Below are 24,620 nucleotides of genomic sequence, written 5' to 3'. Positions count from 1 at the left end.
GCCTCGGCCAGGTCGGTGCTGGAGTCCGGAGCGCTGCCGCTCCATTGCGTCTCGCGGCCCAGGTCCAGGGTGCGGCCGTCGGCCAACTCAAGGGTGACAGCGCCGGCCAGGCCAGTGTCTACCTGATCACCGACGAACAGGCGATCGCCTTCAACAAGCACGCGCCGGATGCCCTCTGGGGACACCACGAAAACTTGACCAACAATGCTTTTGACGATGGCAACAACACTGCTCATTGAAGACTCTCCGGGTGTCACGTTCAGTAGACTTCCATGGACCTGATGGCATTCTTGCCTAATCAGTCTGGACGCTGGTTCCTGCAATAATAGTTACAACTTTGACGCTTTTTTGTGTCAATATTCTGGCTATGTTTTTTGGCTATAAACTATATGCCAAACTATTGACCTTCTGGGTGCCATCCTAAACAATCGCCCGGGTAATGTCACATTGATATTCGGGCTGGGACCTGTGCCGAACCGTGTGATCCAGTACTCATTTTGTACTTTCCGACAAGCGGTCATCTGCCTGCTCAGAATCCGCTGTAGATGCACGTTTTGCAGTGATTTAGGACAACAAATTGCGGAATATTCATACCGTGCATTTGCTATCGATTCGGTCTCGGCTATTTCTCCTGGCCGCTCGTTTTGCATCACCTTGAGCGGTGATGGACTTAGGCTGGTGCTCGAAGATTTTGAGTCGCGCCACATGAAGTCCATGGATGTCGCAAGTTGCTGTTGTCGGATCTGCGGCGTGCTTCGCCGCCGCGCGTCAACAATCCGTGTTCTGCGCGGATCAGAAATATTCAGTTATTTACTCAATACCCAATCAAGGCGACCATGGGTAAGTTGCTCAAGAGCCAAGGAGTGGTCGCACCGTTGGCATCCGTTGTGCAAACAACGTGAAGCCAAGGTCCAACTGCCCGGTACGGATTGAGCAGAACCTTTATCGTTCAATTGTTAGCCAAGAGTGCCGAGCGTGGAATCAGAAGTCAGTCGAGTTCATCTCATCCATGATCCACGCGCGTTGCATGACGATCCGTTACTGGACGGTCTGCTAGCCCTTTGCACGTTGCATCAGAAACCCGCCAGCGCTGCGATGTTGACCACAGGTCTGCCGTTGCCCAAGCAGCGCTTGAGCGTTGAGTTGCTGCCGCGTGCTGCGGCCCGCGCCGGGCTGCAAGGGCGAGTGCTGGTGCGCAAGCTGGAGCAGATCCCGGAAATTGCAATGCCGGCGCTGTTGCTGCTCAAGGACGGTCGAAGCGCTGTACTGCTCGGCTGGCAGGGTGAAGACCAGGCCCGCGTTCTATTGAGCGAAAGCGATGGCGGTGAAAGCCTCGTAGCTCGCGAACTGCTGGCCGACGATTACATCGGCAAAGTGTTCTTCGCCCAACCCCAGCATAAATTCGACGTCAATCACGGCACACTGATCCCTCGTGCGAGGTCGTGGTTCCGTGACACCCTAAAGCGTTCGCGCTGGCTGTATGCCGATGCCATCGCCGCCAGTTTCCTGATCAACGTCATCGCCATGGCGGCACCATTGTTCGTAATGAACGTGTACGACCGCGTAGTGCCGAACCAGGCCGAGTCCACACTTTGGGTGCTGGCTATCGGCATCTGCGGTGCCTACATGTTCGACCTGATTCTCAAGAGCCTGCGCAGCCTGTGCCTGGACCTTGCCGGCAAAAAAACCGACCTGATCATCTCGGCGACACTGTTCGAGCGAATTGTCGGCATGTCCATGAAGTTTCGGCCAGCCCGGGTCGGCAGCTTTGCGCAGAACATCCATGAGTTTCAGAGCCTGCGCGACTTCCTCGCTTCGCTGACCCTCACCAGCCTGATCGACCTGCCGTTCACACTGTTGATATTCATGGTTATCGCGATCCTCGGGGGACACCTGGTGTGGATTCCGGTGCTAGCCTTCCCGATTGCCTTGCTGATCGGTTATGCGCTGCAGAAGCCACTGGTCGCGACCATGGAGCGCACCATGGCCCTTGGCGCCGAGCGCCAGTCGAGCCTGATCGAAACCCTCGCCGGCCTGGATGCGGTGAAGGTCAACAACGCCGAAAGCGAACGCCAGTACCAGTGGGAGCAAACCATCGGCACCCTCAGCCGCCTTGAGCTGCGGGTGAAAATGCTGTCCGGCCTGGCGATGAACATCACCCTGCTGATCCAGCAACTGGCTGGGGTGATCATGATCGTGTTCGGCGTGTATCAGATCATCGCTGGCGACTTGAGCATGGGTGGCCTCATCGCCTGCTACATGCTCAGTGGGCGCGCACTCAGCCCGCTTGCATCGCTGTCCGGTCTGCTGACTCGCTATCAACAGGCGCGGGTCACCATGAAGTCGGTCGACCAGATGATGGAGTTGCCCCAGGAGCGCAATTTCGAAGAGCGCCCGCTGAGCCGCAAGGTGGTGCAGGGTGGTATCGAATGCCGCCAGCTGAATTTCACTTACCCCGGACAACAGAACCCGGCGCTGAAAAACATCAACCTGCTCATCAAACCAGGCGAGAAGATCGGCATCATCGGTCGAAGCGGCTCGGGCAAGAGCTCGCTGGCCAAGCTGGTAGTTGGCCTGTATCAACCGGACGACGGTGCATTGCTGGTGGACGGTGTCGACATTCGTCAGATCGACGTCAGCGAACTGCGCCACAACATTGGCTATGTGCCCCAGGACATCCAACTGCTCGCCGGGACTTTGCGCGACAACCTTGTCTCCGGCGCCCGTTACGTGGAAGACGAAATGGTCCTGCAAGCCGCTGAGCTTGCTGGCGTGCACGAGTTCGCCCGCCTGCACCCGCAGGGGTATGAGTTGCAGGTTGGCGAGCGTGGGCAAAACCTGTCCGGCGGTCAGCGGCAGAACGTGGCCCTGGCCCGTGCGCTGCTGCTCAACCCGCCTATCCTGCTGCTCGATGAGCCAACCAGCGCCATGGATAACACCGGTGAAGAACGGCTCAAGCAACGCCTCGCAGCGATCATTGAAAACAAGACCGTGGTGCTGGTGACGCACCGTGCTTCGCTGTTGTCGCTAGTCGATCGCCTGATCGTCGTCGACCGCGGGCAGATACTCGCCGATGGACCGAAAGCCGTGGTGATGGAAGCGTTGAAAAAGGGGCAGATCAGTGTTGCTTAAGTCCGGAATCAAAGGTTCCATCCGCCGCTATTTCAAAGGCACCGATTCACTGCAGGGTCAGCCGCTTCCGGAGGTCAACAAGGCCCTCATCGAAGATGCGCCGCGCGTGGTGCGGCTGACCATCTGGAGCATCATCGGCTTTTTCCTGTTCCTCCTGGTCTGGGCCAACTTTGCAGTGATCGACGAGGTCACCAAGGGCGACGGCAAGGCGATTCCTTCGTCGAAGATCCAGAAAATCCAGAACCTTGAGGGCGGTATCGTTGCCGAGCTGTTTGTCTCGGAAGGGCAGATCGTCGAGGCCGGTGCCCCGTTGATCCGTCTGGACGACACGCGCTTCGCCTCCAACGTTGGCGAAACCGAAGCCGATCGCCTGGCGATGCTGCTACGTGTGGAGCGCCTGAGTGCTGAGGTTGATGACCGTCCACTGAATTTCTCTGCTGAAGTGTTGAAGGCCGTTCCTGGGCAGGCTGCCAGCGAAGAGTCGCTGTACATCAGCCGTCGCCAGCAATTGCACGATGAGATCGGTGGCCTGAAAGAGCAGTTGATCCAGCGCCAGCAGGAGTTGCGCGAGTTCACGTCCAAGCAGTCCCAGTACCGTAATGGTCTGGCTTTGCAGCGTCAGGAAATCAACATGTCCGAGCCGCTGGTGGCCCAAGGCGCGGTCTCGCCAGTGGAAGTTCTACGACTCAAGCGGGCCGAGGTGGAAACCCTGGGGCAGTTGGACGCGACCACCCTGGCAATTCCGCGTGCCGAATCGGCGATCAAGGAAGTGCAGCGTAAAATCGACGAAACTCGCGGTAAATTCCGCAGCGAAGCACTGACTCAGCTCAACGAAGCCCGCACCGACTTGAACAAGGCCCGGGCCACCGGCAAGGCGCTTGAAGACCGAGTCAGCCGCACCCTGGTGACATCGCCAGTGCGCGGTATCGTCAACAAGCTGCTGGTGAACACCATTGGTGGCGTGATTCAGCCTGGAAGTGATCTGGTCGAGATCGTACCGCTGGACGACACCTTGCTGGTGGAAGCGAAGATTCGCCCGCAGGATATTGCGTTCCTGCACCCGGGGCAGGAAGCGACAGTGAAGTTCACCGCGTACGACTACACCATCTATGGCGGTCTTAAAGCCAAGCTGGAGCAGATCGGTGCGGACACCATTACCGATGAAGACAAGAAAACCACTTACTACGTGATCAAGTTGCGCACCGATAAGAGCCACTTGGGCACGGATGAAAAACCGCTGCTGATCATTCCCGGAATGGTGGCGTCGGTGGATATCATCACGGGCAAGAAGACGGTGCTCAGCTATCTGCTCAAGCCGATCATCCGGGCGCGGGCTGAGGCTTTGCACGAGCGGTAAATCTTGTAGGAGCGAGCTGGCTCGCGAAAACCCCGAGAGCGCCTCGGGGTGTCAGGTAGCCAGCGTTGTCGTTGACGACCATCGCGAGCGAGCTCCTGCAGGAGGGCCCAAGCCTGGCGCGCCGCACGACACAAACCAATACGCGACTGAGCTCAGGTTCTCAAACGGATCTTCTTAATAGAAACCACGAGCGTTAGTCGTTCTGAGTCGACAGAGTTTGATCCATAGGCGACCAGAATTGGCTTTTTCCGTTTGCCTTGTGGCCTTGGTTGAAACCAAGGATCTATTTGACTCTTCAGCACGGGCATTTCCGTTGGGGGTGGCGGTTCCGCCCGCACGGTATCGGCATTGTTCAACAGGGATGAGTTATCGGATCTCGTGACGGTTGGCCTTTCGACTATTGCTGAAGGTCTCGACTGCTGTGACGCCAGCGGTGTCGAGATCGCACTTTGTGTGTGCTTCTCAAGGCCGCTCTCAGCGACACTCGTTACTGGCGTAGCAGTTGCGACTTTTGGATTCTTAACATTGACGTTAGGTCTGTAAGGTAAAGCGCGTGTGGGGATAAGTCTCGTGACACGTACATGTCCTGTTGGGTCGGTGCTACCCACAGGTTCATTCGAGCAATAGGCATAACAGTTAATACCGCCCGCTCCGAACGGGCTCAAGCTGTCCGGACTATGAAAGCACATCAATCCAGGGTTATAGGCCCGGTAGCCATTCCCTAACAAGTACCACCCGTTGAATGCCTCGCGTAAAGCCCCGTTGAATCCAATTGTCGACATGGCGGCGTGCAGCGAGGATTGATGGCCATAAGCAGAATAAGCAATTGCATTGATTGTCTCGGCTGCCAACTCGGCGAGCACCGAGTTTTTACTGTCTGTCGCCAGTAGCACGGTGCGGTTGAGGCTTGTTTTATGGTCTGAATGTACCGGCATCGAAAACTTCCTGAAGCGCTTACAAAGCAAATGCAGTTCCTCGTTTTTACGCGGCTTCAGGAAGTTTGTGAACTATCAGAACTGATAGTCCTTGCACTTGCGCTGATGCCGTCTCCCGCCAATGCAAATCGCTGTTAGGATTGCGGTTGGATCAATCCTGATCGGTTACGAGTGCTCAGCATGCAACTCCCAGACATGAACCTTTTGGTCGCCCTCGACGCCTTGCTCGACGAGGGCAGTGTGGTGGGCGCTGCGCGGCGTATGAATCTGAGCCCGGCGGCGATGAGCCGAACGCTGACGCGCATTCGTGAAGCCATTGGCGACCCGATCCTGGTGCGGGCGGGACGTGGCCTGGTGCCGACGCCCAAGGCGCTGGAGTTGCGTGAGCAGGTGCGGGATGTGGTAGAGCAGGCCTCGTTGCTGTTTCGCTCGGCGGATGATGTGGACCTGGGGAGCTTGCGTCGACGCTTCAGCATTCGCGCCAATGACTTTTTCGTCGGGGTTTACGGCGGCAAGCTGTTCGACACCATGGAGCGCCAGGCCCCCCATTGTGAGCTGCGTTTTGTGCCCGAGGGGGATGGTGATGACGAGGCTTTGCGTGAGGGGCGGATCGATCTGAGCGTCAGCAACAATCGCCCGTTGATGCCAGAGGTGAAAGTACAGAATCTGTTTGCCACTCACTTCGTCGGCCTGGTCCGTGAGGATCATCCGTTGTTCGATGAGGAGATCACCGCCGAGCGATACGCCGGGTTTTCCCATATCAGCATGTCTCGCCGCGGCATTGCCCGCGGCCCGATCGATACAGCGCTGAACGCGTTGGGGCTGGAGCGAAGGGTCGCGGTGATCGCTCCGAGTTTTCATGCGGCGATGTTTGCTTTGCCGGATTCCGACCTGATCCTGCCAGTGCCCAAGGAAGCGTTGTTAAGCATCCGGCGCCTGGGCTTGAAGCTGCGCTCGTTTACCCTGCCGATCCCTCTGCCTACCATCATGCTGACCCAGGCCTGGCACCCGCGGTTTGACAAGGATCCGGCGCATCGCTGGCTGCGCGAGACGTTGAAATCATGTTGTGATGAGACTTGGTTGGCGGCGCAGCCTTAAGGATCTTTTATTCTAACGATTGCGTCACACGCACTTATAACCTGCCAATAAGTTGATTTTCGTCAGCTGTTACCCTTCATAAAATACCCGGGTATTCAAATCCCGGAGCCTGCAGTACATGACTTCCCTCACGGTCCCGGCACTTATGGCCACGACCGCTGCTTCGCCCCCGGTATTCGGTCTTCGGATCATCATCGGCCTCATCGGTGTGTTGATCGCCGTGCTGGTGTCCGGTCTGAACGAGATGGTCACCAAGGTGGCCCTCGCCGACATCCGCGGCGCACTGGCCATTGGTTACGACGAAGGTACCTGGCTGGTCGCCAGCTACACCGCCACTTCGGTGGCGGCCATGGCCTTCGCTCCGTGGTGTTCGGTGACCTTCTCCTTGCGCCGGTTCACCCTCTGGGCCATCGGCGTATTCAGCGTGCTCGGTGTGCTATGCCCGTTCGCCCCGAACTACGAAAGCCTGCTGCTGATGCGCACCTTGCAAGGCCTGGCGGGCGGAGCACTGCCGCCGATGCTGATGACGGTCGCACTGCGCTTTCTGCCAGCCAACGTGAAGCTTTACGGCCTGGCGGGTTATGCGCTGACGGCAACCTTCGGTCCCGGCCTGGGCACCCCGCTGGCCGGGCTGTGGACCGAGTATGTCGGCTGGCAGTGGACCTTCTGGCAAATCGTCGTGCCGTGCCTGCTAGCGATGGCTGCGGTGGCTTATGGCTTGCCTCAGGATCCGCTGCGCCTGGAGCGCTGCAAACAGTTCAACTGGCGCGGTTTGCTGTTGGGTTTTCCGGCGATCTGCATGCTGGTGATCGGCATCCTGCAGGGCAATCGCCTGGACTGGTTCGAGTCGAGCCTGATCTGCACGTTGCTCGGCGGCGGGCTATTGCTGCTGGTGCTGTTCCTGATCAACGAATGGTCGCAACCGATTCCGTTTTTCAAGATGCAGATGCTTGGTATCCGCAACCTGGCTTTCGCTCTGCTGACCCTGGCCGGTGTTCTGGTGATCCTGCTGGCGGTGATCATTATTCCGTCCAGCTACCTAGCGCAAGTCCAGGGTTATCGCCCGATACAAACCGCACCAATCACCTTGTTGGCCGCACTGCCTCAGTTGATCGCGCTGCCGCTGGTGGCGGCGCTGTGCAACATGCGCTGGGTCGATTGTCGGTGGGTGCTCGGGATCGGCCTGAGCATGCTGATGCTGTCCTGCCTTGGGGGCTCGCACCTGACGTCGGTATGGATTCGCGACGATTTCTACCCGATGCAATTGCTGCAGATTTTCGGCCAGCCCATGTCGGTGCTGCCTTTGCTGATGCTGTCCACCGGCAGCATCAGCCCGATGGAAGGGCCGTTCGCCTCGGCCTGGTTCAACACCGTTAAGGGCCTGTCGGCGGTGATCGCCACCGGCGTGATCGAGGCGCTGACCACGGCACGACAGCATTTTCACTCGACCATGCTGGTCGACCGTCTGGGCAATTCGCCCCTGGCGGACGGTGACAGCGTGGGCCTCGCTCATCGGTTGCACCAGCAGGTCGTCGTGCTCACCGCATCGGACCTCTATTTGTGCATGGTCGGTGTCGCATTGACGCTGATCCTGATGATTTTCTGGCTGCCAACACGGATCTATCCGCCCCGCGCCCCGACTTGAACGCTCCACGAAACAGAAGGTTTTTATGACGACTCTCTCCAGGAAAAAAGTGGCCGTCGGCATCACTGCGGTGGTCGCGCTCGGCGTGTTGATTTACCTGCTGGCGCCCGGGCTGTTCGGCAAACGTACGCACCAGAGCACCAATGATGCTTTCGTTTCCGCAGACTTCACCCTGGTGGTCCCGCGCGTTGCCGGGTTCATCAAGCAAGTGCTGGTGGAAGACAACCAGCAGGTCAGCGCCGGGCAGTTGCTGGCGTTGATTGATGACCAGGATCTGCGCGCTGCCGCACAAGCTGCCGACGCTGAAACGCTGGTGGCCAAGGCTCAATTGCAGAATGTGCGGGCAACGCTGGAGCGTCAGGCATCGGTGATCGCTCAGGCGCAAGCGAGCGTTGTCTCGGCCAAGGCGCAAAGAGCCTTTGCCGAACATGAACTCAACCGCTACAACCACCTGGCCGGCGTCGGGGCCGGGACGGTACAGAACGCACAGCAGGCGCGGACCCGCATCGACCAGGCTTCGGCGAAGCTGGCAAATGTCACGGCGGTATTGGCGGCGGAGCGCAAGCAGGTGGACATCCTAATCGCCCAGCGTGATGCGGCTGAAGGTGGTCTTAAACGTGCACAAGCTGCGCTGGAAATTGCCGGCTTCGAACTGTCCTATACGCGAATCGTTGCGCCCCAGGATGGCATGGTTGGGGAACGCGCAGTGCGAGTCGGCGCCTACGTCACGCCGGGCAGCAAAATCCTCGCAGTGGTACCGCTGGCGCAGGCCTATGTGGTGGCCAACTTTCAGGAAACCCAATTGGCTGACGTGCGGCCCGGACAGCGGGTTCTGGTGCGCGTCGACAGCCTGGACGGCAAAGCGCTGACGGGGCGGGTCGAAAGTATTGCGCCGGCCACCGGGGTGACGTTCGCATCGATCAAACCGGACAATGCGACGGGTAACTTCACCAAGGTGGTACAGCGGATTCCGGTGAAGATTGTGCTGGATCCGGGCCAGCCATTGGCGGATCGGCTGCGAGTGGGGATGTCGGTGGAGGCAAGTATCGACACTGCCGCGACCGATAAGCATGAGGTGGCGCAAAAATGAAGATGTTTGTTGATTGGACTGACGTCATCGCGAGCAGGCTCGCTCCCACAGGGGGCCGCAAGCCAAAACTCACCCTCTGTGCCTTACTGCTAATGAACCTGTCAGCCTGCACCGTCGGCCCCGATTTTCACAAACCCCATACACAGCAAATGGCCGACTGGTCGCAGCCCATCAAGGCCGCCGCGAGTCAGGCGGTCGCCGAAAACATGGACGAGCGCTGGTGGGAAGTCTTCAACGACCCCAAGCTGGCAGCGCTCACCCAGCGCGCCCTGACCGACAACCTGGACCTCAAACTCGCCAGCAGTCGCCTGCAGCAAAGCCGCGCCGCACGCCAGGTCATCACCGCCGACCGTTACCCCAACACCGCCGCCACCGGCAGCTACGGGCGCAAACGCAACAGCGGCGAAGGGTTGAACGATCCCTCGGGCAACAACGGTGATTCTGCCTTCAGCTTGTGGGATGCAGGTTTCTCGGCCTCATGGGAGCTGGACTTCTGGGGTCGCGTGCGGCGCGAGGCCGAGGCTGCCGATGCCACCCTTGAAATTGCCGAAAATGATCGTCGCGGGGTACTGCTGTCGGTACTCGCGGAAACCGCCCGGGACTACATCCAGTTGCGCGGAGTACAAGGCACACGAGCGGTCACCGAACAAAACCTCGATGTCGCCCGGCACAGCCTCAAGCTCTCACAGCTGCGCCTGGCCGACGGCGTCGCCACGGACCTGGATGTCGCCGAAGCTGCTGCGCAAGTCGCCGCTATCGAGTCGCGCCTGCCGGCGCTTGAGCAACGCCAGTCGCAACTGATCAACGCGCTGAGCCTGTTGATGGGGGCACCGCCCCATGCACTATCCGCGGAATTGGCCGACGATGCACCTGTGCCGCAAACCCCAAGCCAGATCGCCATCGGCTTGCCATCGCAACTGGCCGAGCGACGACCGGACATTCGTCAGGCCGAAGCGCGTCTGCACGCTGCCACCGCCAACATAGGCGTGGCCAAAGGCGATTTTTACCCACGGATTACCTTGTCGGGCAACATCGGCTCCCAAGCGATGCATTTGAGTGATTTTGGTAGCTGGGGTTCTCGCGCCTTCGGCATCGGCCCGCAGTTCAGCCTGCCGCTATTCGACGGCGGCCGCCTGCGCGGCGTGCTCAACCTGCGTGAAGCCCAGCAACAGGAAGCGGCGGTCGCGTACCAGCAAACAGTCCTGCGCGCCTGGCACGAGATCGATGATCAACTGAGCGCCTACAACACCAGCCAACGCCGCCGCGACAGCCTGGCCGAAGCCGTACGCCAGAACCAGATCGCGCTGAGCACCGCGCAACGGCAGTACGTCGAAGGCGTCGTCGATTTCGTCAACGTGCTCACCGTACAAGGCGCACTGCTGGCGACCCAGGAACAGTGGGTGGAGAGTTCGACCGGGGTGTCGTTGGCGATGGTGGGTTTGTACAAGGCGTTGGGTGGGGGATGGGAGTCGGTTTATCCGCTTGAGGCTCGTCGCTGACAGACGTCGGCTGCAGGGCTGTAGGACGCGTCTTGATTTTCTGGCGCGCGGAATGTCGGTCGTCCCAGGGTTTAGCATTTCGACTCCTCCCTGACGATGGTTACGCTTCCATGATCGCTGATCCTTACGCACCTCCAGCAGCCACTCTCCACGACGCGGCACCAACCTCACCAGCGTTTTACGTGGTGAGCAAAAGCAAGTTTGCAATGCTGTTCGTTGCGACTAACGGTTTTTATATCGCCTACTGGCTTTATAAAAACTGGAAGCTACACCGGGCGGCAGGCAACAAGGTTTTACCTTTGGTGCGCACAATTTTTGGCGTGTTTTTCATTTACTCCCTGTTCACCAGGATCGATCGACGAATCAAGGCTTCAGGAAGGGAATTTCGCTGGTTTCCTAGAAGTCTGGCCCTGGCATTCATCGTTGTTGCATGCACAAGTAGTGCTGCGGTTTGGATTCAAGACTTCCATATCCAATTCGCGATGAGCCTTCTGGTGCTACTTCTGCAGATTTTTTGCTTGCTGAGTGCACAGGCCGCGATCAACTACTCTGAGAACGACTCCGAGGGGCATACGAACTCTGCGCTAACTTTTGCCAATGGCGTGTGGATCGGGCTGGGTTTGTGCTTTTGGACTTTGCTGTTCTTGACCTATTTTCTGCTGCCTTAAAGGCCCTGGGTCGAGCCGTTGATCAACACCGTTTTGCCAGTCGCTGCGTAAAGTGTAATGATAATTGCTATCAATCACACGCGTAGTACTCCCATGGACGCAGCAACTGACGGCAACGACTCTCTCCATCGTCTTTACCGCGATAACCATGGCTGGTTGCAAGGCTGGCTGCGCAAGCGCCTGGGTGATCGTGAGCATGCGGCGGATGTGGCCCAGGATACGTTTCTGCGCCTGCTGGTGTCCGGGCGCTTGCCTGGTCCGCTGGAAAGTCGCCGCTATCTGACGCAGATTGCGCGCAACCTGGTGATCGACCAGTGGCGGCGACTGCGGATCGAGCGGGCTTATCTGGAAAGCGTCGCGCATCTGCCAGAGCCGGAATCGCCCTCGCTTGAAACCCGCGCCTTGATCCTCGAAACCCTGACCCAGATAGACGCGATGCTCGACCGCATGCCGGATAACGTACGCCAGGCATTCCTGCTGTCGCAGTTCGAAGGTTTGAGTTATGCACAGATTGCCGAGCGGCTCGGGGTGACCGTCAGCTCGGTGCAGAAGTACATGACCCGGGCGATCCTTGCCTGCTACCAACTGGTTTACGAATCATGACCCGGGCGCTTGATGGTCCGATCGACACTGCGATCGTCGAGCAGGCCAGTGAATGGCTGATGCTGCATTGGGGCGGCGAAATGGATGCGGACCAGCGCCAGGCGTTCACCACTTGGCAGCACGCCCATCCAGAGCATCGCCGCGCCTGGCAACGATTGCAGCAGTTGCAGGAAACCTTCGGCGCGGTGCCTGCAGGGTTTGCGCGGGCGGTATTGCGTGACAGTCCCGACCCGCAGCGCCGTGCAGCGCTGAAAATGCTCGGCCTGTTGCTGGTCGCTGGCGGCAGCGGATATCTCCTGCAAAACCAGGTCTCCTGGCGCTCGACGTTCGCGGAGCACCGCACCGCGACCGGCGAAATCAGGCACATGACCCTGAGCGATGGCACCCGGCTCGACCTCAATAGCAACACTGCAGTCGACCTGCGCTTCACCGCGCAGGAGCGGCGCATCCGCTTGCTCAGCGGCGAAATTCTGCTCAACAGTGGGCATGACCCCGTCCGTCCGTTGATTGTGGAAACCGCCAGCGGCGATGTCCAGGCGCTGGGGACCCGATTCTCGGTGCGTGAAATGGACGACGGCGCACGAGTCGAATTGTACGAAGGCCGATTACGCATCAGCCCGCGCCATGGCACCACCGCACACATGAATGCCGGCGACAGCCTGTGGTTCAGTGCCACCGGTACGGGCCCAAGGCAACTCGCGAACCCGGATGACAGCAGCTGGAGCCAGGGCCGACTGGTGGCCGAGCGTCAGCCACTGGGTCGTTTCCTGGCCGAGCTGGCGCGCTATCGGCCTGGCTGGATTCGTTGCGACGAGGCGGCCTCGCAGTTGCTGTTGACCGGGGTGTTCCCGCTCGATAACACCGACTCGGTGCTGGCCGCCCTCGAACGCACGTTGCCGGTGCATGTCGAGTCCGTGACCCGTTACTGGGTGACGGTGAAACGTCGCGCCTGATGCTGAAAAAATAAATTAACCAAATGCTTGTCGGTTTTCATCCCCCGTTCGGGATACCTCTTGAAAGCAAATCAAGAAGCATTCTCATGGGGAGTTCCGGAATGCCACACCGCCCAACACAGAAGATTTTTCCTTTGAATGGTGTAATGCGCCGTGGCGTGTTCGCCACCCTGCTGGCCACTACACCGATGCTGCCGTCCCTGTCTTGGGCTGAAGAGGCAAGCGTCAGCCAGGTGCGCCAGTACAGCATCGGCGCCGGCAATCTCGATCAGGTGCTGAATCGTTTTGCCCGTCAGGCGGGGATTCTGCTATCGGTGGACGCTCAGCTCACCTTGGGTAAACGCAGCACCGGGTTGCAGGGGCGGTACGATGTGGCTCGAGGTCTTGAGCGTGTGCTGGCAGGCAGTGGCTTGCAGGCCGTTTACGCTCAGGGCGGCTGGTCGTTGCAAACCGTCGCGCAAGACGGTCCGCTACAACTGGGCGTTACCCAGGTGAATGCCACCGAGGCGCTGGAAAATGCCTGGGGCCCGGTCGCTGGCATCGTTGCCAAGCGCAGTGCCACCGGGACCAAGACTGATGCGGCGCTGGTGGAAATTCCGCAAACCATCAACGTCGTCACCGCCGCCGAGATCAACTCACGCAGCGCGCAAAGTGTCACCGAAGCCCTGCGTTATACACCAGGCATCACGGGTGGTGGTTTCTCTGACCGAGTGAAGATTTTCGATGAGCCGACCTCGCGCGGGTTCTCGCCTACACCGTTGTACCTCGATGGCTTGCACCTGCCCTATGGCGGCGGCAGTACCGGTGGTGCGCTGCAGATCGAGCCTTACTCGCTGGAGCGGATTGAGGTGCTCAAGGGTCCGGCGTCGGTGCTGTATGGGCAGAATCAGCCAGGCGGTATCGTCAATCTGGTCAGCAAACGTCCAACCGAAACGCCCCTGCATCAAATCAAATTCGAGGCCGGCAGCTACGACCATAAAAGCGCGGCCCTCGACCTCGGTGGCCCGCTGGATGACGAGGGCAAGTTCCTCTATCGCCTGACCGCCCTGGCCAACGACAGCAATGACGAAATCGATTACGTCGAAGAGCGGCGCCAGTTCATCGCGCCCAGTTTTACCTGGCGGCCGAGTGAAGGCACCAGCCTGACAGTGTTCGCCCAGTACCAGAAAGACAAAGGCGTACCTGAGGCGCAGGGCCTGCCTGCAGTGGGCACACTGTTCGACAACCCCAACGGCAAGATTGACCGCGACCTTTTCCTCGGTGAGCCCGGCGTCAACGACTACCACCGTGAGCAGTATGCCTTCGGCTACGAGTTTTCCCACCGCCTGAACGACGTCTGGACCTTGAAGCAGAATGCGCGTTACGCCCGGGTCAATGACCATTATACCGCGCCGCTGCACGGTTACCGGTTCGTCACCAACCCGATCACCGGGCAAAACGACCAGCGCTACCAGACCCGCTACGGCGTGGACTGGCAACAGGACAACAAAGTCTTCGGCGTGGATAACATCGCCCAGGCCGAATTCGACACCGGTCCATTCAGCCATACCGCAATCGTCGGCCTTGATTACTACCACTTCAATTCGAAGTTCGACGGCCTGTACGACTACAACCCGCCAATCATCGACCTGTTCACGCCCTCCTACGGTCAACCGCTGAATTTCGGCAACAACTATCGCTGGGACAACACCATCACCCAGACCGGTTTATACGCCCAGGATCAGATCAAGCTCGACCAGTGGATCTTTGTCCTCGGCGGTCGCTACGACTGGGCCGAGACCGACAACAAACAACCGCTCAGCGGCGCTCATACCAGCAGCAAGGATGAAAAGTTCACCGGCCGCGGCGGCATCGTCTACCTGTTTGATAACGGCTTGGCACCCTTTGTCAGCTACTCGGAATCGTTCCTGCCGCTCAGTGGCACCAACGTCCAGGGCAAAGCGTTCGACCCCTCCACCGGCAAGCAGTACGAAGCAGGCGTGAAGTATCAACCGCCAGGACAAAACAGCTTCGTGCAGATTTCCGCTTATGAGCTGGAACAGGAAAATATCCTGACCACCGATCTCGGCAACCCTGGGTTCAGCAACCAAAGCGGCGCCATACGCTCCAAAGGCATCGAGCTCGAAGCCAAGGCAGAGCTGACCGAGGCACTGGACGTGATCGCTTCGGCATCGCGCAACGACATCAAGTACACCAAGGACAACGACGGCCGCAAAGGCCGACACCCGGCCGGCAACCCGCCGCTGACCGCCGCGCTCTGGGTCAACTACACCTTGCTCGGCGATACACCCTTGTCGGGATTGGGCGCCGGCGTGGGTGCGCGTTATGCCAGGGGCAATTACGGCGATGACTACCCAGGCGCATTCCAGATTCCGTCCTACACGGTGTATGACGCCAGCCTGACCTACGACCTGGGCACCTCCGCCTTTCGCCTCAAAGGCGTGAAACTGGCGCTGAACGTGAAGAACCTCACGGACAAGGAATATGTCGCCAGTTGTCGCAGCCAGTGGGACTGCTACTACGGCGATGGCCGGACTGTGGTGTCGAGCCTGACCTACGATTGGTAAGGCAAATTGCAGAAGCTGTGGGAGCTCGAACGACTCAACTTGAATCGACACCACTAATCCCTGTGGAAGCGGGCTGCCCGCGAAGAGGCCGTCACATTCAGTATCCATGCTGACTGAGGCACCGCTTTCGCGAGCAAGCCCACTCCCACATTGAACCGCATCTGCCGCGGCCGCCGCAGATCCCCTGTAGGAGTGAGCCTGCTCGCGATTAAAGCGTATCAGGCGACTACTTGATCACAGAATGGTTGCACTTCCGAGCAAGCTCCCACCACGAGAGCCGCGCATCAAAAAAATACAGCCGTGCCCTTATCGCGGCTGCTCCCACCTAACTCCCCCACTCTGCAAAAGTTTTACATCGTTCGAGGGGTGCCCTATAGTTTGCCCGTCGCCGACGAATTGGTGATCGACTTTAGCCGGTCGTTACAGATGATGCACAAGCGCCCGTCCAGACGCGGCGCTTTTTGCTGCCTGGCATTTTCATGTCTATGGTGGCTGTGCGTGGGACACCTTCGGGTGTGCCGGGTGCATCTGTCCGGTCGGCTAACCCGCGTACAGCTACCACCCTAATTCGTTTAGCCGCGGAAAGGGTGGGAGTTTCTCCTAATCAGATGAGTTTAAAACATGCCTCAATATCTCCCCCTGCAGGGCAATTTCAGCGTTGGCCCAACCCTGTATATCGACACTGATGCGCGCGTATCAGACCTTCTCGAAACCGCGACCCACCGAATCAAAGCTGCGCGCAATCTGCTAAACAGCCTCACCTGCCTTGATGTGAAAGATGCCGAAGGGCATGACCTGGCGCATTTCGCCAACGTTGCATACATCCTCATCCAGGACGGATGTGATGCGTTGGCTGTATTGGGTCAGAAGCTAGAGGCCCAAGCGGGCTGACGATTGAGCAACGGCCTGAATCTCCAGGTTGCCCTGAAATATAGGCTCAAAATGAAGCTCACCAAACGAGTAGATTGCGGCTCCTCAACCCTTCCCAGACAAATCCGCCATCCCCTTCAACAACTCAATCGGCAGTGGAAACACAATCGTCGAGCTCTTATCCCCGGCAATCGAACTCAACGTCTGCATATACCTCAACTGCATCGCCCCCGGCTGACGGCCAAGCATTTCGGCGGCCTGCATCAGTTTTTCCGAGGCCTGCAATTCACCTTCGGCGTGGATGACTTTGGCCCGGCGCTCACGTTCGGCTTCGGCCTGTTTGGCGATGGCGCGGACCATCGATTCGTTGAGGTCGACGTGTTTGATCTCGACGTTGGCGACCTTGATGCCCCAGGCATCGGTCTGTGCGTCGAGCACTTGCTGGATGTCGATGTTCAGGCGCTCGCGTTCGGCCAGCAGCTCGTCGAGTTCGTGTTTGCCCAGTACCGCGCGCAAGGTGGTTTGTGCCAGTTGGCTGGTGGCCATGAGGAAGTCCTCGACCTGAATGATCGCCTTTTGCGGATCGAGGACGCGGAAGTACAACACGGCGTTGACCTTGACCGAGACGTTGTCGCGGGTGATCACGTCCTGAGGCGGCACATCGAGCACTATCGTGCGCAGATCGACCCGGACCATCTGCTGCACAACCGGAATCAGCAGGATCAGGCCCGGCCCCTTGACCTGCCAGAAGCGGCCGAGCTGGAACACCACGCCGCGTTCGTATTCGCGCAGGATGCGAAAGGTCGACCCCGCCAGGGCAATCAGCAACAGCAGTAGCGCGGCAAAACCCAGTTGCAGACCCATGGTTATTCTCCGTGTGGCGGCGCATCAGCCGCGGCGACTTGCAGCAGTAATCCCTTGCGCGCTACCACCCGCACCCGCTGGCCGGGTTGCAACGGTGTGGCGCTGTGGACTTGCCACTGTTCTCCTTGCAGGTGCACCCAGCCGGCCAAGGTGTTGCCGGTTTGCAGGGCGGTGACCGGTGTCACGCTGCCGATCAGCCCGGCGTCCCCGCTGACGGTGTGGCGCGGTCGGGTTTTCAGGGCGTGGATCAGCAGGTAAATCAGCAGCAACCCGCTGAGCAGGCCCAGACCGATCATCATCGGCACCGGGACCTCGGTGTTGGTCAGGATCACCGCGCCAATCACGAACATCACGATACCGCCCAGGCCGATCACGCCGTAGTTGGGCAGGGCGGCTTCGGCGATCATGAAACCCAGGCCAAAGATGATCAGCCAGATGCCGATCGGGTTGGGTACCAGCAGCACAAGCGGGTCCGCAGCGAAAGCCGATCCGCTCAGCGCCAGGAAGAATGCAGCCGCACAACATCGGGTGTTCACGTGACCCTCCGGGAGAGTCAGCCAGTGGCTCTGAATAGAGTCTAGTCGAGGGCTCGACTGTATGAGTTTTGATCAATCGTCACGCCGGCCCGATGGGCGGATTTCCCCCGCGATCGTTCTGGCGGGCCTAGACTTTCCTAATGGAGCCAACAGGATTAATCATCGTCCGCAGCTGAGCCGTGCGGGCACCGAGGTGCATCATGCGTATGGCAAGAACCGTGCAGGACAGCCTGGAAAAGGCCAATTGCGAATTTGACATCGTCAGCCACCCTCACTCGGCCAGCAGCCTGGAAACCGCGCGTGTCGCCGGTATTCCGGCCGAACGAGTGGCCAAGTCGGTGATCCTGGATGATCACCATGGGCGTTACCTGATGGCCGTCCTGCCGGCCAGTCGCCACCTGGACTTGAGCAAGGTTCGCGGCAGCGGCGAGTGGCAGATCACTCGTGAAAGCAACCTGGCGCACCTGTTCAATGACTGTGAACGCGGAGCGGTGCCGGCGCTGGGTGAGTCCTACGGCCTGGACATGGTCATCGACCCGTTGCTGACGCGGCAGAAAGACATCTACCTGGAGGCGGGTAATCACAACAACCTGCTGCACATGAGTGTGCCGCAATTCTTGAAAATGGTGCCGCACGCGCAGGTGGTCGAGGTGAGTGATTGAATTCTGCGGCGTCAGCGACATCTATTCGTGAGCAGGCTCGCTCCCACATGGAAATTGCGCTCAACTGTGTGAGAGAGCCTGCTCGCGATTATTTCTGGATCACCACAGGAGCCTGACATGGAATCCCCAACGCATAGCTTGCCCACTCTGTTCAAGCAGCTAGGGCTGGCCGACGATCCGGTCAGCATCGATCAGTTCATCGCCACTCACTCACCCCTTAAGCCGGAGTTACATTTGGCGGACGCGTTTTTCTGGACCCAGAGCCAGGCAGCGTTCCTGCGGGACGAGATTCTGGATGATGCGGACTGGGCGGAGGTGATCGATCAGTTGAATGTGTTGTTGAGAAAGGGGCGGGGCGCTTAACAGCCAGAGGAACGTAATTTCAGGATTGCTGGTCGGTGAAAAAAAGGACCTGAATTAGGACTTCAATGAGGTCTTAATTATGCAAAATGTTTTAGCCAATATGGCTGTCAGCGTTTCTGAGTTGAAGAAAAATCCTTCAGCCGTTCTAAACGGCGCATTGGGTGGTCCTGTTGCAGTGCTTAATCATAATCGCGTGATGGGTTACAGGGTTCCTGCGGATGTTTTCGAACGCATGGTTGAGCGCCTCGACGATCTCGAGCTGGCGGAAATCGTTCGCTCGCGTCTTCATGAGACACCGGTGCCGGTAACGCTGGATGACTTATAAGCTCGAGTTTCTGCCATCGGCTCGCAAGGAGTGGGACAAGCTGGAACATACATTGCGCGAGCAGTTCAAGAAAAAGCTGGCAGAAAGATTAGAGGTGCCTCGAATACCTTCGGACTCCCTGCATGGAATGTCTGACTGCTACAAAATAAAGCTGAAGGCATCGGGATATCGTCCGGTTTATCAAGTAGTTGATGAGCGTGTAGTCGTTTCAGTAGTGGCTGTAGGCAAGCGCGAGCGCAGCGAAGTGTACGAGCGAGCTCGAAAACGCTGAACGCAGCCAATTTGTTTCAAAACTTGACCTGCTTTCTCCGTAAATGCGATATTGATAGTTAGCAAACTAACAGTGTGTGCATTGTCTCGTGCCGAACAACCTCGACGCCCTCCAGATGAACATCAGCAGTGCCATGGTGGTAGCCGCCCGGCACTGGCGCAAAATCTGCCAGACCACGCTGGTCAATTATGGAATTTCCGAAGCCTGCGCCGTCCCGCTCCTGATGATTGGGCGTTTGGGCGAGGGAGTGCGTCAGGTGACTGTGGCGCAGGCGGCGGGGATGGAAAGCCCTTCGCTGGTGCGCTTGCTCGATCAGCTTTGTCATTCCGGTTATGTACGCCGTACCGAAGACGCCCATGATCGCCGGGCCAAGTGCCTGAGCCTGACTGAAAGCGGGCGGGCGCTGGTGCAAGCGGTTGAAGCTGAGTTGGTGCGCTTGCGTCATGAAGTGCTTGAAGGCATCGACCAGAGTGATCTGGAAGCCACGTTGCGGGTGCTTCGGGCGTTCGAAGCGGCCAACGCGCCGTCGGTGATCGGCTCGTGAGCGGATTTTTTACCGGCATGCCCCCTGCTCGGGACTGGTTCTACGGCGTTCGCACATTCGCGGCTTCAATGATCGCGCTGTACATCGCCATGCTCATGCAAATGCCTCGTCCATATTGGGCGATGGCTACCGTGTACATCGTTTCCAGCCCCTTTGTCGGCCCCACCAGTTCCAAGGCGCTCTACCGGGCGATCGGGACTTTTCTAGGGGCGATGGCGGCGGTTTTCTTCGTGCCGATGTTCGTGCAAAGCCCGTACGTACTGGTGGTCGTGATCGCACTATGGACCGGGACGCTGCTGTTTCTGTCCCTGCACCTGCGTACTGCCAACAGCTATGCCTTGATGCTCGCCGGCTACACCTTGCCGCTGATTGCCTTGCCGGTGGTGGATAACCCGTTGGCCGTGTGGGATGTGGCGCAAGCGCGCACTGAGGAGATCTTTCTCGGCATCGCAGTCGCGGCAGTGGTTGGCGCGATGTTCTGGCCGCGAAGGCTGGCGCCAGTGTTCAACGACTCGGTGAGCAAATGGTTCGCCGACGCTTCGACCTACAGCCTGCGGTTTCTCAATCGTCAGGTGCAGCCCGATGAGGTCAGCGCCCTGCGCGCCTCGATGGTCGCAACCTTCAACACCTTGGAACTGATGATCGGCCAGTTGCCCCACGAGGGCTCCCGACCGCAAACCGTGCGCAATACCAAAGAGCTGCGCGGGCGGATGATCCACCTGCTCCCGGTGATCGATGCTCTGGACGATGCGCTGTATGCCCTGGAGCGGCGCACTCCCGAGCTGGTGGAGAAATTTGCCCCGTTGTTGGCGACCACCACGCAATGGCTCGAACACAAAAGCGCCGACCTGAATCACTGGCATGCCCTGAAAAATCGGCTCGAAGCCCTGCAACCAAGTGCCGAGGCGCTGGATGATCGCAGGCAATTGCTATTCTCCAACGCCATCTATCGCCTCGGCGAATGGATCGACTTGTGGCAGGACTGCCGCAGCCTGCAACATGCCATCCAGTGCGAAAGCCAGGACAGCTGGCGCGCTGTGTATCGGCACTGGCGCCTGGGCCGGCTCTCGCCATTCCTCGATCGCGGGCTGATGTTGTATTCGGCTGCGTCGACGGTCACTGCGATCATCGTGGCGTCGGTGCTGTGGATCCTGCTCGGCTGGACTGACGGCGGTGCTGCAGTGATTCTCGCGGCTGTGGCCTGTAGCTTCTTTGCCTCGATGGACGACCCCGCGCCGCAGATTTACCGGTTTTTCTTCTGGACGGCGATGTCGGTGGTGTTCGCCAGCCTGTACCTGTTTCTGGTCCTGCCCAACCTGCATGACTTTCCGATGCTGGTGCTGGCGTTCGCGGTCCCGTTCATTTGCATTGGCACCCTGACGGTCAAGCCGCAGTTCTACCTGGGCATGTTGCTGACGCTGGTCAACACCTCCTCGTTCATCAGTATCCAGGGGGCCTATGACGCGGATTTCCTGAGCTTCGCCAACTCCAATCTGGCCGGCCCGGTCGGGTTGCTATTCGCGTTTGTCTGGACCCTGATTGCCCGGCCATTCGGTGCGGAGCTGGCGGCCAAGCGTCTGACCCGTTTTAGCTGGCGCGACATTGTCAGCCTCACCGAGCCGGCGACCCTGTCGGAACATCGGCACCTGGGCGTGCAGATGCTCGATCGCCTGATGCAGCACCTGCCGCGCCTGGCCATGACCGGCCAGGACACCGGCATTGCCCTGCGTGAAGTGCGCGTGGCGTTGAACCTGCTCGACTTGCTGGCCTACACGCCGCGGGTCACTGGGGTTCCGCAGGCGCTGCTGCACCAGGTGGTGGCCGAGGTTGGCGTCTACTTCAAGGCCTGCCTCAAGGCGGACGAGCGCTTGCCGGCGCCGACGGCCCTGCAGATGACGCTCGATCGCACCCGTCGCGCCCTCTCCATCGAATGTGATGAAGGTGCGCGCCTGCACTTGCTGCACGCCCTGAGCGGGCTGCGCCTGGCGCTGTTGCCAGGGGTGGAATTTGTTGGCGCCGGCGAACTCGAAGAACCGCTTCCCCATGGCATCGATGGAGCGCCTTTATGATCGGTGATCTGGATATCAGCGGTGTTTTCCTGCCCACGCTGCTGGTGCTGATGGGCATAACCTACGTGATTTTCCTGCTGGTGCACGGGCTGCTGACGCGTCTGCACTTTTACCGTCTGGTCTGGCACCGGGCATTGTTCAACGTGGCTCTCTACGCCTTGCTGCTTGGCGCCGTGGATTCACTCAGTCGATACCTGATGACATGAAAAAACCTTTTTTGACCCTCGGTCGCGTGGTGCTGACCCTGCTGATCGTGACCTTCGCCGTCGTCGTTGTCTGGCGCATGGTGATGTACTACATGTTCGCCCCATGGACCCGGGACGGGCACATCCGTGCCGACATCGTGCAGATCGCGCCGGATGTGTCCGGTCTGATCCAGACCGTTGAAGTGCGCGACAACCAGTTGGTCAAGCGCGGTCAGGTGCTGTTCAGCATCGACCAGGACCGCTTCAAGCTGGCGTTGCGCCAGGCCAGGGCCGCCGTTGCTGACCGTCAGGAAACCCTGGCGCAGGCGCAACGCGAGCACAAACGTAACCGTGGCCTGGGCAACCTGGTGCCTGGCGAGCAACTGGAAGAAAGCCAGTCCCGGGTGGCCCGCGCCGAAGTCGCGTTGATGGAAGCCCAGGTGGCGGTCGACAGTGCCCAGCTCAACCTGGATCGCTCGACCATCCGCAGCCCGGTCGATGGCTACGTCAACGACCGCGCGCCACGCAATCAGGAATTCGTTACCGCCGGGCGCCCGGTGTTGTCGGTGGTGGACAGCAACTCGTTCCACATTGACGGCTATTTCGAAGAGACCAAGCTCGACGGCATTCACGTCGGCCAGAGCGTCGATATCCGCGTGGTCGGTGACCGTGCCCGGTTGCGCGGGCATGTCGAAAGCATCGTTGCCGGCATCGAAGACCGTGACCGCAGCAGCGGCAGTAACCTGCTGCCCAACGTCAACCCGGCGTTCAGCTGGGTACGGCTGGCCCAGCGGATTCCAGTGCGCATTGCTTTCGATGACGTGCCAGCGGACTTCCGCATGATCGCCGGACGTACCGCCACCGTGTCGATCATCGATGATCAGCAGCAGGGGCCCGCGCAATGAGCAAGGCTTGGGGTTTGGCGGTGATTGGGCTGGGCATGTTGCTGTCGGCCTGCCAGGTGGTCGGGCCGGATTACCACCTGCCGGACGAAGCCGCCGTGCACCGTGATGACTTTCAAGGCGAGTTGGCGGTGAACGACAAGAACGTCGTTTCCGCACCCGTGCCCGGCGATTGGTGGCGGCTGTACCAGGATCCGCGCCTGGATCACCTGGTGCAGCAGGCCATGGTCACCAACACCGATCTGCGGGTGGCAGCAGCGAATATCTCCCGGGCGCGGGCGCAGGTCGACGAAGCGCAAGCTGCGGGCGGCTGGAGTGGGGGCGTGAAAATCGGCGCCCAGCGTTTGCAGGAGTCCGGTGAGGCGTTCCTGCTGCCGGATAAAGTGCCAGTAGCCAACGTGGGCGATATCGGCATCACCACCTCGTATCAATTCGACCTGTTCGGCACCTTGCAGCGTGGTATCGAGGCGGCGAAGGCCAATGCCGACGCGACTCAAGCGGCGGCCGATACTGCACGAATTACCCTGGTGGCCGACGTGGTGCGAGCCTACACCCAGGTGTGCGCTGCCAACGAGGAACAGGAAATTGCTCAGCATTCCCTCGATCTGCAAGCCCAGGGCACCACGTTGGTGCAGCGTCTGCGTGACGCCGGGCGTGGGGATGAAACCCAGGTGACCCGTTCGCAAACCCAATTCAAATCCCTGCGCGCCGAAATGCCGCGCTACGAGGCGGCCCGTCAGGCGGCTTTGTTCCGCCTGTCGATGCTGCTCGCTCAACCGGTGGAGCAGTTGCCCGCCGGGACGGCGACATGCGCCGAACTGCCAAAAGTCACCCAGCTGTTACCCGTGGGTGACGGTGCCACGTTACTCAAGCGCCGTCCCGACGTGCGCCAGGCCGAGCGGCGCCTCGCGGCTTCCACGGCGGGTATCGGCATCGCCACGGGCGAGCTATACCCGGACATCAGCATCGGCGCGTCGGTTGGAACAGTTGGCATTCTGGAAAATCTCGGCAAGCCGGCGGCCAATCGCTGGGGCTTCGGCCCGTTACTGAGCTGGACCGTGCCATCCAACGGTTCGCGGGCGCGTATTCGTGAGGCTGAGGCGACAACCCAGGGTGCCCTGGCGCATTTCGACGGGGTAGTGCTCAACGCGATTCGCGAAACCCAGACCGGCCTGGCCCAGTACTCCGCATTGCTGCAACGTCGCGATGCCCTGGCCGAGGCGGAACAGTCCGCGCAACAGGGTGCGGACCAGACACACCGCTTCTTCCAGGCCGGCCGGGCGTCATTCCTCGCGGACCTGCAAGCCACCCGGACCTATACCGACGTACGGGCACAATTGGCCGCCGCGAACACCCAGGTTGCCATGAGCCAGATCGATTTGTTCCTGGCGCTGGGCGGTGGCTGGGAAAGCGGACGAACGCAAGGTTCGAACGCCAGCAAACCCTGAGGCCGTTGCTATGCTTTGATTTGTTGGGCTGACG

Annotated in this window: 24 protein-coding genes and 1 pseudogene; 21 read left to right on the top strand and 4 right to left on the bottom strand. The window is 59.6% G+C overall.

Translation table 11 applies throughout. From position 1 onward, the window contains the following. Window positions 1–236 (bottom strand): retention module-containing protein (locus tag L9059_RS20140; RefSeq protein ID WP_247292683.1); only part of this gene is annotated, 236 nt, incomplete at its 3' end. A gap of 549 nt (window positions 237–785) precedes the next feature. On the opposite strand from L9059_RS20140, the pseudogene L9059_RS20135 reads away from it, so the two are divergent. The 3 genes and pseudogenes from L9059_RS20135 to L9059_RS20125 form a co-directional block, all read left to right on the top strand. Next, a pseudogene (locus L9059_RS20135) lies at window positions 786–933 on the top strand (TolC family outer membrane protein); the annotation flags it as partial. Window positions 934–975: 42 nt separating this feature from the next. Next, window positions 976–3,132, top strand: coding sequence for a type I secretion system permease/ATPase (locus L9059_RS20130; protein ID WP_247292682.1), 2,157 nt, complete (start codon window positions 976–978; stop codon window positions 3,130–3,132). Then, window positions 3,122–4,489 carry an HlyD family type I secretion periplasmic adaptor subunit gene (locus L9059_RS20125; protein WP_247292681.1) on the top strand — a complete coding sequence of 456 codons (1,368 nt, stop codon included), beginning with the start codon at window positions 3,122–3,124 and terminating at the stop codon, window positions 4,487–4,489. The genes L9059_RS20130 and L9059_RS20125 overlap by 11 nt, the downstream gene beginning before the upstream one ends. A 152-nt stretch (window positions 4,490–4,641) precedes the next feature. On the opposite strand, the gene L9059_RS20120 is transcribed toward L9059_RS20125, so the two are convergent. Beyond that, the gene (locus L9059_RS20120; RefSeq protein WP_247292680.1) at window positions 4,642–5,424 is read right to left on the bottom strand and encodes an RHS repeat-associated core domain-containing protein; all 783 of its coding nucleotides are present in this window, start codon (window positions 5,422–5,424) and stop codon (window positions 4,642–4,644) included. A 180-nt stretch (window positions 5,425–5,604) separates the two neighbouring features. Between L9059_RS20120 and L9059_RS20115 the strand changes: the two genes are divergently transcribed. From L9059_RS20115 to L9059_RS20075, 9 genes are all read left to right on the top strand, one after another. Next, the gene (locus L9059_RS20115; protein ID WP_247292679.1) at window positions 5,605–6,522 is read left to right on the top strand and encodes a LysR family transcriptional regulator; all 918 of its coding nucleotides are present in this window, start codon (window positions 5,605–5,607) and stop codon (window positions 6,520–6,522) included. Window positions 6,523–6,640: 118 nt separating this feature from the next. After that, on the top strand, window positions 6,641–8,167 hold the full coding sequence (locus L9059_RS20110; protein WP_247292678.1) for an MFS transporter: 1,527 nt from the start codon (window positions 6,641–6,643) through the stop codon (window positions 8,165–8,167). 25 nt (window positions 8,168–8,192) lie between these two features. Continuing rightward, window positions 8,193–9,257 (top strand): HlyD family secretion protein, encoded by a 1,065-nt coding sequence (locus L9059_RS20105; protein ID WP_247292677.1) that lies wholly within the window; start codon window positions 8,193–8,195, stop codon window positions 9,255–9,257. After that, entirely contained in the window at window positions 9,254–10,756 is a 1,503-nt protein-coding gene (locus tag L9059_RS20100) for an efflux transporter outer membrane subunit (RefSeq protein WP_247292676.1), read from the top strand. Before L9059_RS20105 ends, L9059_RS20100 begins: the two co-directional genes overlap by 4 nt. Window positions 10,757–10,866: 110 nt before the next feature. Then, the gene (locus L9059_RS20095; RefSeq protein WP_247292675.1) at window positions 10,867–11,424 is read left to right on the top strand and encodes a hypothetical protein; all 558 of its coding nucleotides are present in this window, start codon (window positions 10,867–10,869) and stop codon (window positions 11,422–11,424) included. Between the two features lie 93 nt (window positions 11,425–11,517). After that, entirely contained in the window at window positions 11,518–12,027 is a 510-nt protein-coding gene (locus L9059_RS20090; protein WP_247292674.1) for a sigma-70 family RNA polymerase sigma factor, read from the top strand. Then, window positions 12,024–12,980, top strand: coding sequence for a FecR domain-containing protein (locus L9059_RS20085; RefSeq protein WP_247292673.1), 957 nt, complete (start codon window positions 12,024–12,026; stop codon window positions 12,978–12,980). Before L9059_RS20090 ends, L9059_RS20085 begins: the two co-directional genes overlap by 4 nt. Window positions 12,981–13,081: 101 nt before the next feature. After that, complete coding sequence (locus tag L9059_RS20080; RefSeq protein WP_247292672.1) at window positions 13,082–15,547, top strand: TonB-dependent siderophore receptor; 2,466 nt, start codon at window positions 13,082–13,084, stop codon at window positions 15,545–15,547. A gap of 621 nt (window positions 15,548–16,168) precedes the next feature. After that, window positions 16,169–16,438, top strand: a complete 270-nt coding sequence (locus L9059_RS20075) for a hypothetical protein (protein WP_247292671.1) — start codon at window positions 16,169–16,171, stop codon at window positions 16,436–16,438. An 84-nt stretch (window positions 16,439–16,522) separates the two neighbouring features. Here L9059_RS20075 and L9059_RS20070 read toward each other — a convergent pair whose 3' ends face one another. After that, entirely contained in the window at window positions 16,523–17,281 is a 759-nt protein-coding gene (locus L9059_RS20070; RefSeq protein ID WP_247292670.1) for a slipin family protein, read from the bottom strand. Window positions 17,282–17,283: 2 nt separating this feature from the next. Next, on the bottom strand, window positions 17,284–17,817 hold the full coding sequence (locus L9059_RS20065) for an NfeD family protein (protein ID WP_247292669.1): 534 nt from the start codon (window positions 17,815–17,817) through the stop codon (window positions 17,284–17,286). Between the two features lie 200 nt (window positions 17,818–18,017). On the opposite strand from L9059_RS20065, the gene L9059_RS20060 reads away from it, so the two are divergent. The 9 genes from L9059_RS20060 (at window position 18,018) to L9059_RS20020 (ending at window position 24,586) form a co-directional block, all read left to right on the top strand. Next, a complete protein-coding gene (locus tag L9059_RS20060) occupies window positions 18,018–18,479 on the top strand; it encodes an aminoacyl-tRNA deacylase (RefSeq protein WP_247292668.1) in 462 nt (153 codons plus the stop codon). A gap of 117 nt (window positions 18,480–18,596) precedes the next feature. Then, on the top strand, window positions 18,597–18,842 hold the full coding sequence (locus L9059_RS20055; protein ID WP_247292667.1) for a DUF2789 domain-containing protein: 246 nt from the start codon (window positions 18,597–18,599) through the stop codon (window positions 18,840–18,842). A gap of 79 nt (window positions 18,843–18,921) precedes the next feature. Beyond that, complete coding sequence (locus L9059_RS20050; RefSeq protein WP_247292666.1) at window positions 18,922–19,167, top strand: type II toxin-antitoxin system Phd/YefM family antitoxin; 246 nt, start codon at window positions 18,922–18,924, stop codon at window positions 19,165–19,167. Beyond that, a complete protein-coding gene (locus L9059_RS20045) occupies window positions 19,157–19,438 on the top strand; it encodes a type II toxin-antitoxin system RelE family toxin (protein ID WP_247292665.1) in 282 nt (93 codons plus the stop codon). The genes L9059_RS20050 and L9059_RS20045 overlap by 11 nt, the downstream gene beginning before the upstream one ends. 115 nt (window positions 19,439–19,553) lie before the next feature. Next, entirely contained in the window at window positions 19,554–19,982 is a 429-nt protein-coding gene (locus L9059_RS20040; protein WP_247292664.1) for a MarR family winged helix-turn-helix transcriptional regulator, read from the top strand. Then, on the top strand, window positions 19,979–22,051 hold the full coding sequence (locus tag L9059_RS20035) for an FUSC family protein (protein WP_247292663.1): 2,073 nt from the start codon (window positions 19,979–19,981) through the stop codon (window positions 22,049–22,051). The genes L9059_RS20040 and L9059_RS20035 overlap by 4 nt, the downstream gene beginning before the upstream one ends. After that, entirely contained in the window at window positions 22,048–22,257 is a 210-nt protein-coding gene (locus L9059_RS20030; protein WP_045059488.1) for a DUF1656 domain-containing protein, read from the top strand. The genes L9059_RS20035 and L9059_RS20030 overlap by 4 nt, the downstream gene beginning before the upstream one ends. Beyond that, window positions 22,254–23,141 carry an efflux RND transporter periplasmic adaptor subunit gene (locus tag L9059_RS20025; protein WP_247292662.1) on the top strand — a complete coding sequence of 296 codons (888 nt, stop codon included), beginning with the start codon at window positions 22,254–22,256 and terminating at the stop codon, window positions 23,139–23,141. Before L9059_RS20030 ends, L9059_RS20025 begins: the two co-directional genes overlap by 4 nt. Continuing rightward, on the top strand, window positions 23,138–24,586 hold the full coding sequence (locus L9059_RS20020) for an efflux transporter outer membrane subunit (RefSeq protein WP_247292661.1): 1,449 nt from the start codon (window positions 23,138–23,140) through the stop codon (window positions 24,584–24,586). The genes L9059_RS20025 and L9059_RS20020 overlap by 4 nt, the downstream gene beginning before the upstream one ends. Window positions 24,587–24,620 lie beyond the last annotated feature (34 nt).

The organism is Pseudomonas violetae, from assembly GCF_023072615.1.
GTDB lineage: Bacteria > Pseudomonadota > Gammaproteobacteria > Pseudomonadales > Pseudomonadaceae > Aquipseudomonas > Aquipseudomonas violetae.
The sequence above is the reverse complement of the archived record's forward strand: the minus strand, read 5'-3'. Positions and strand labels throughout refer to the sequence as shown.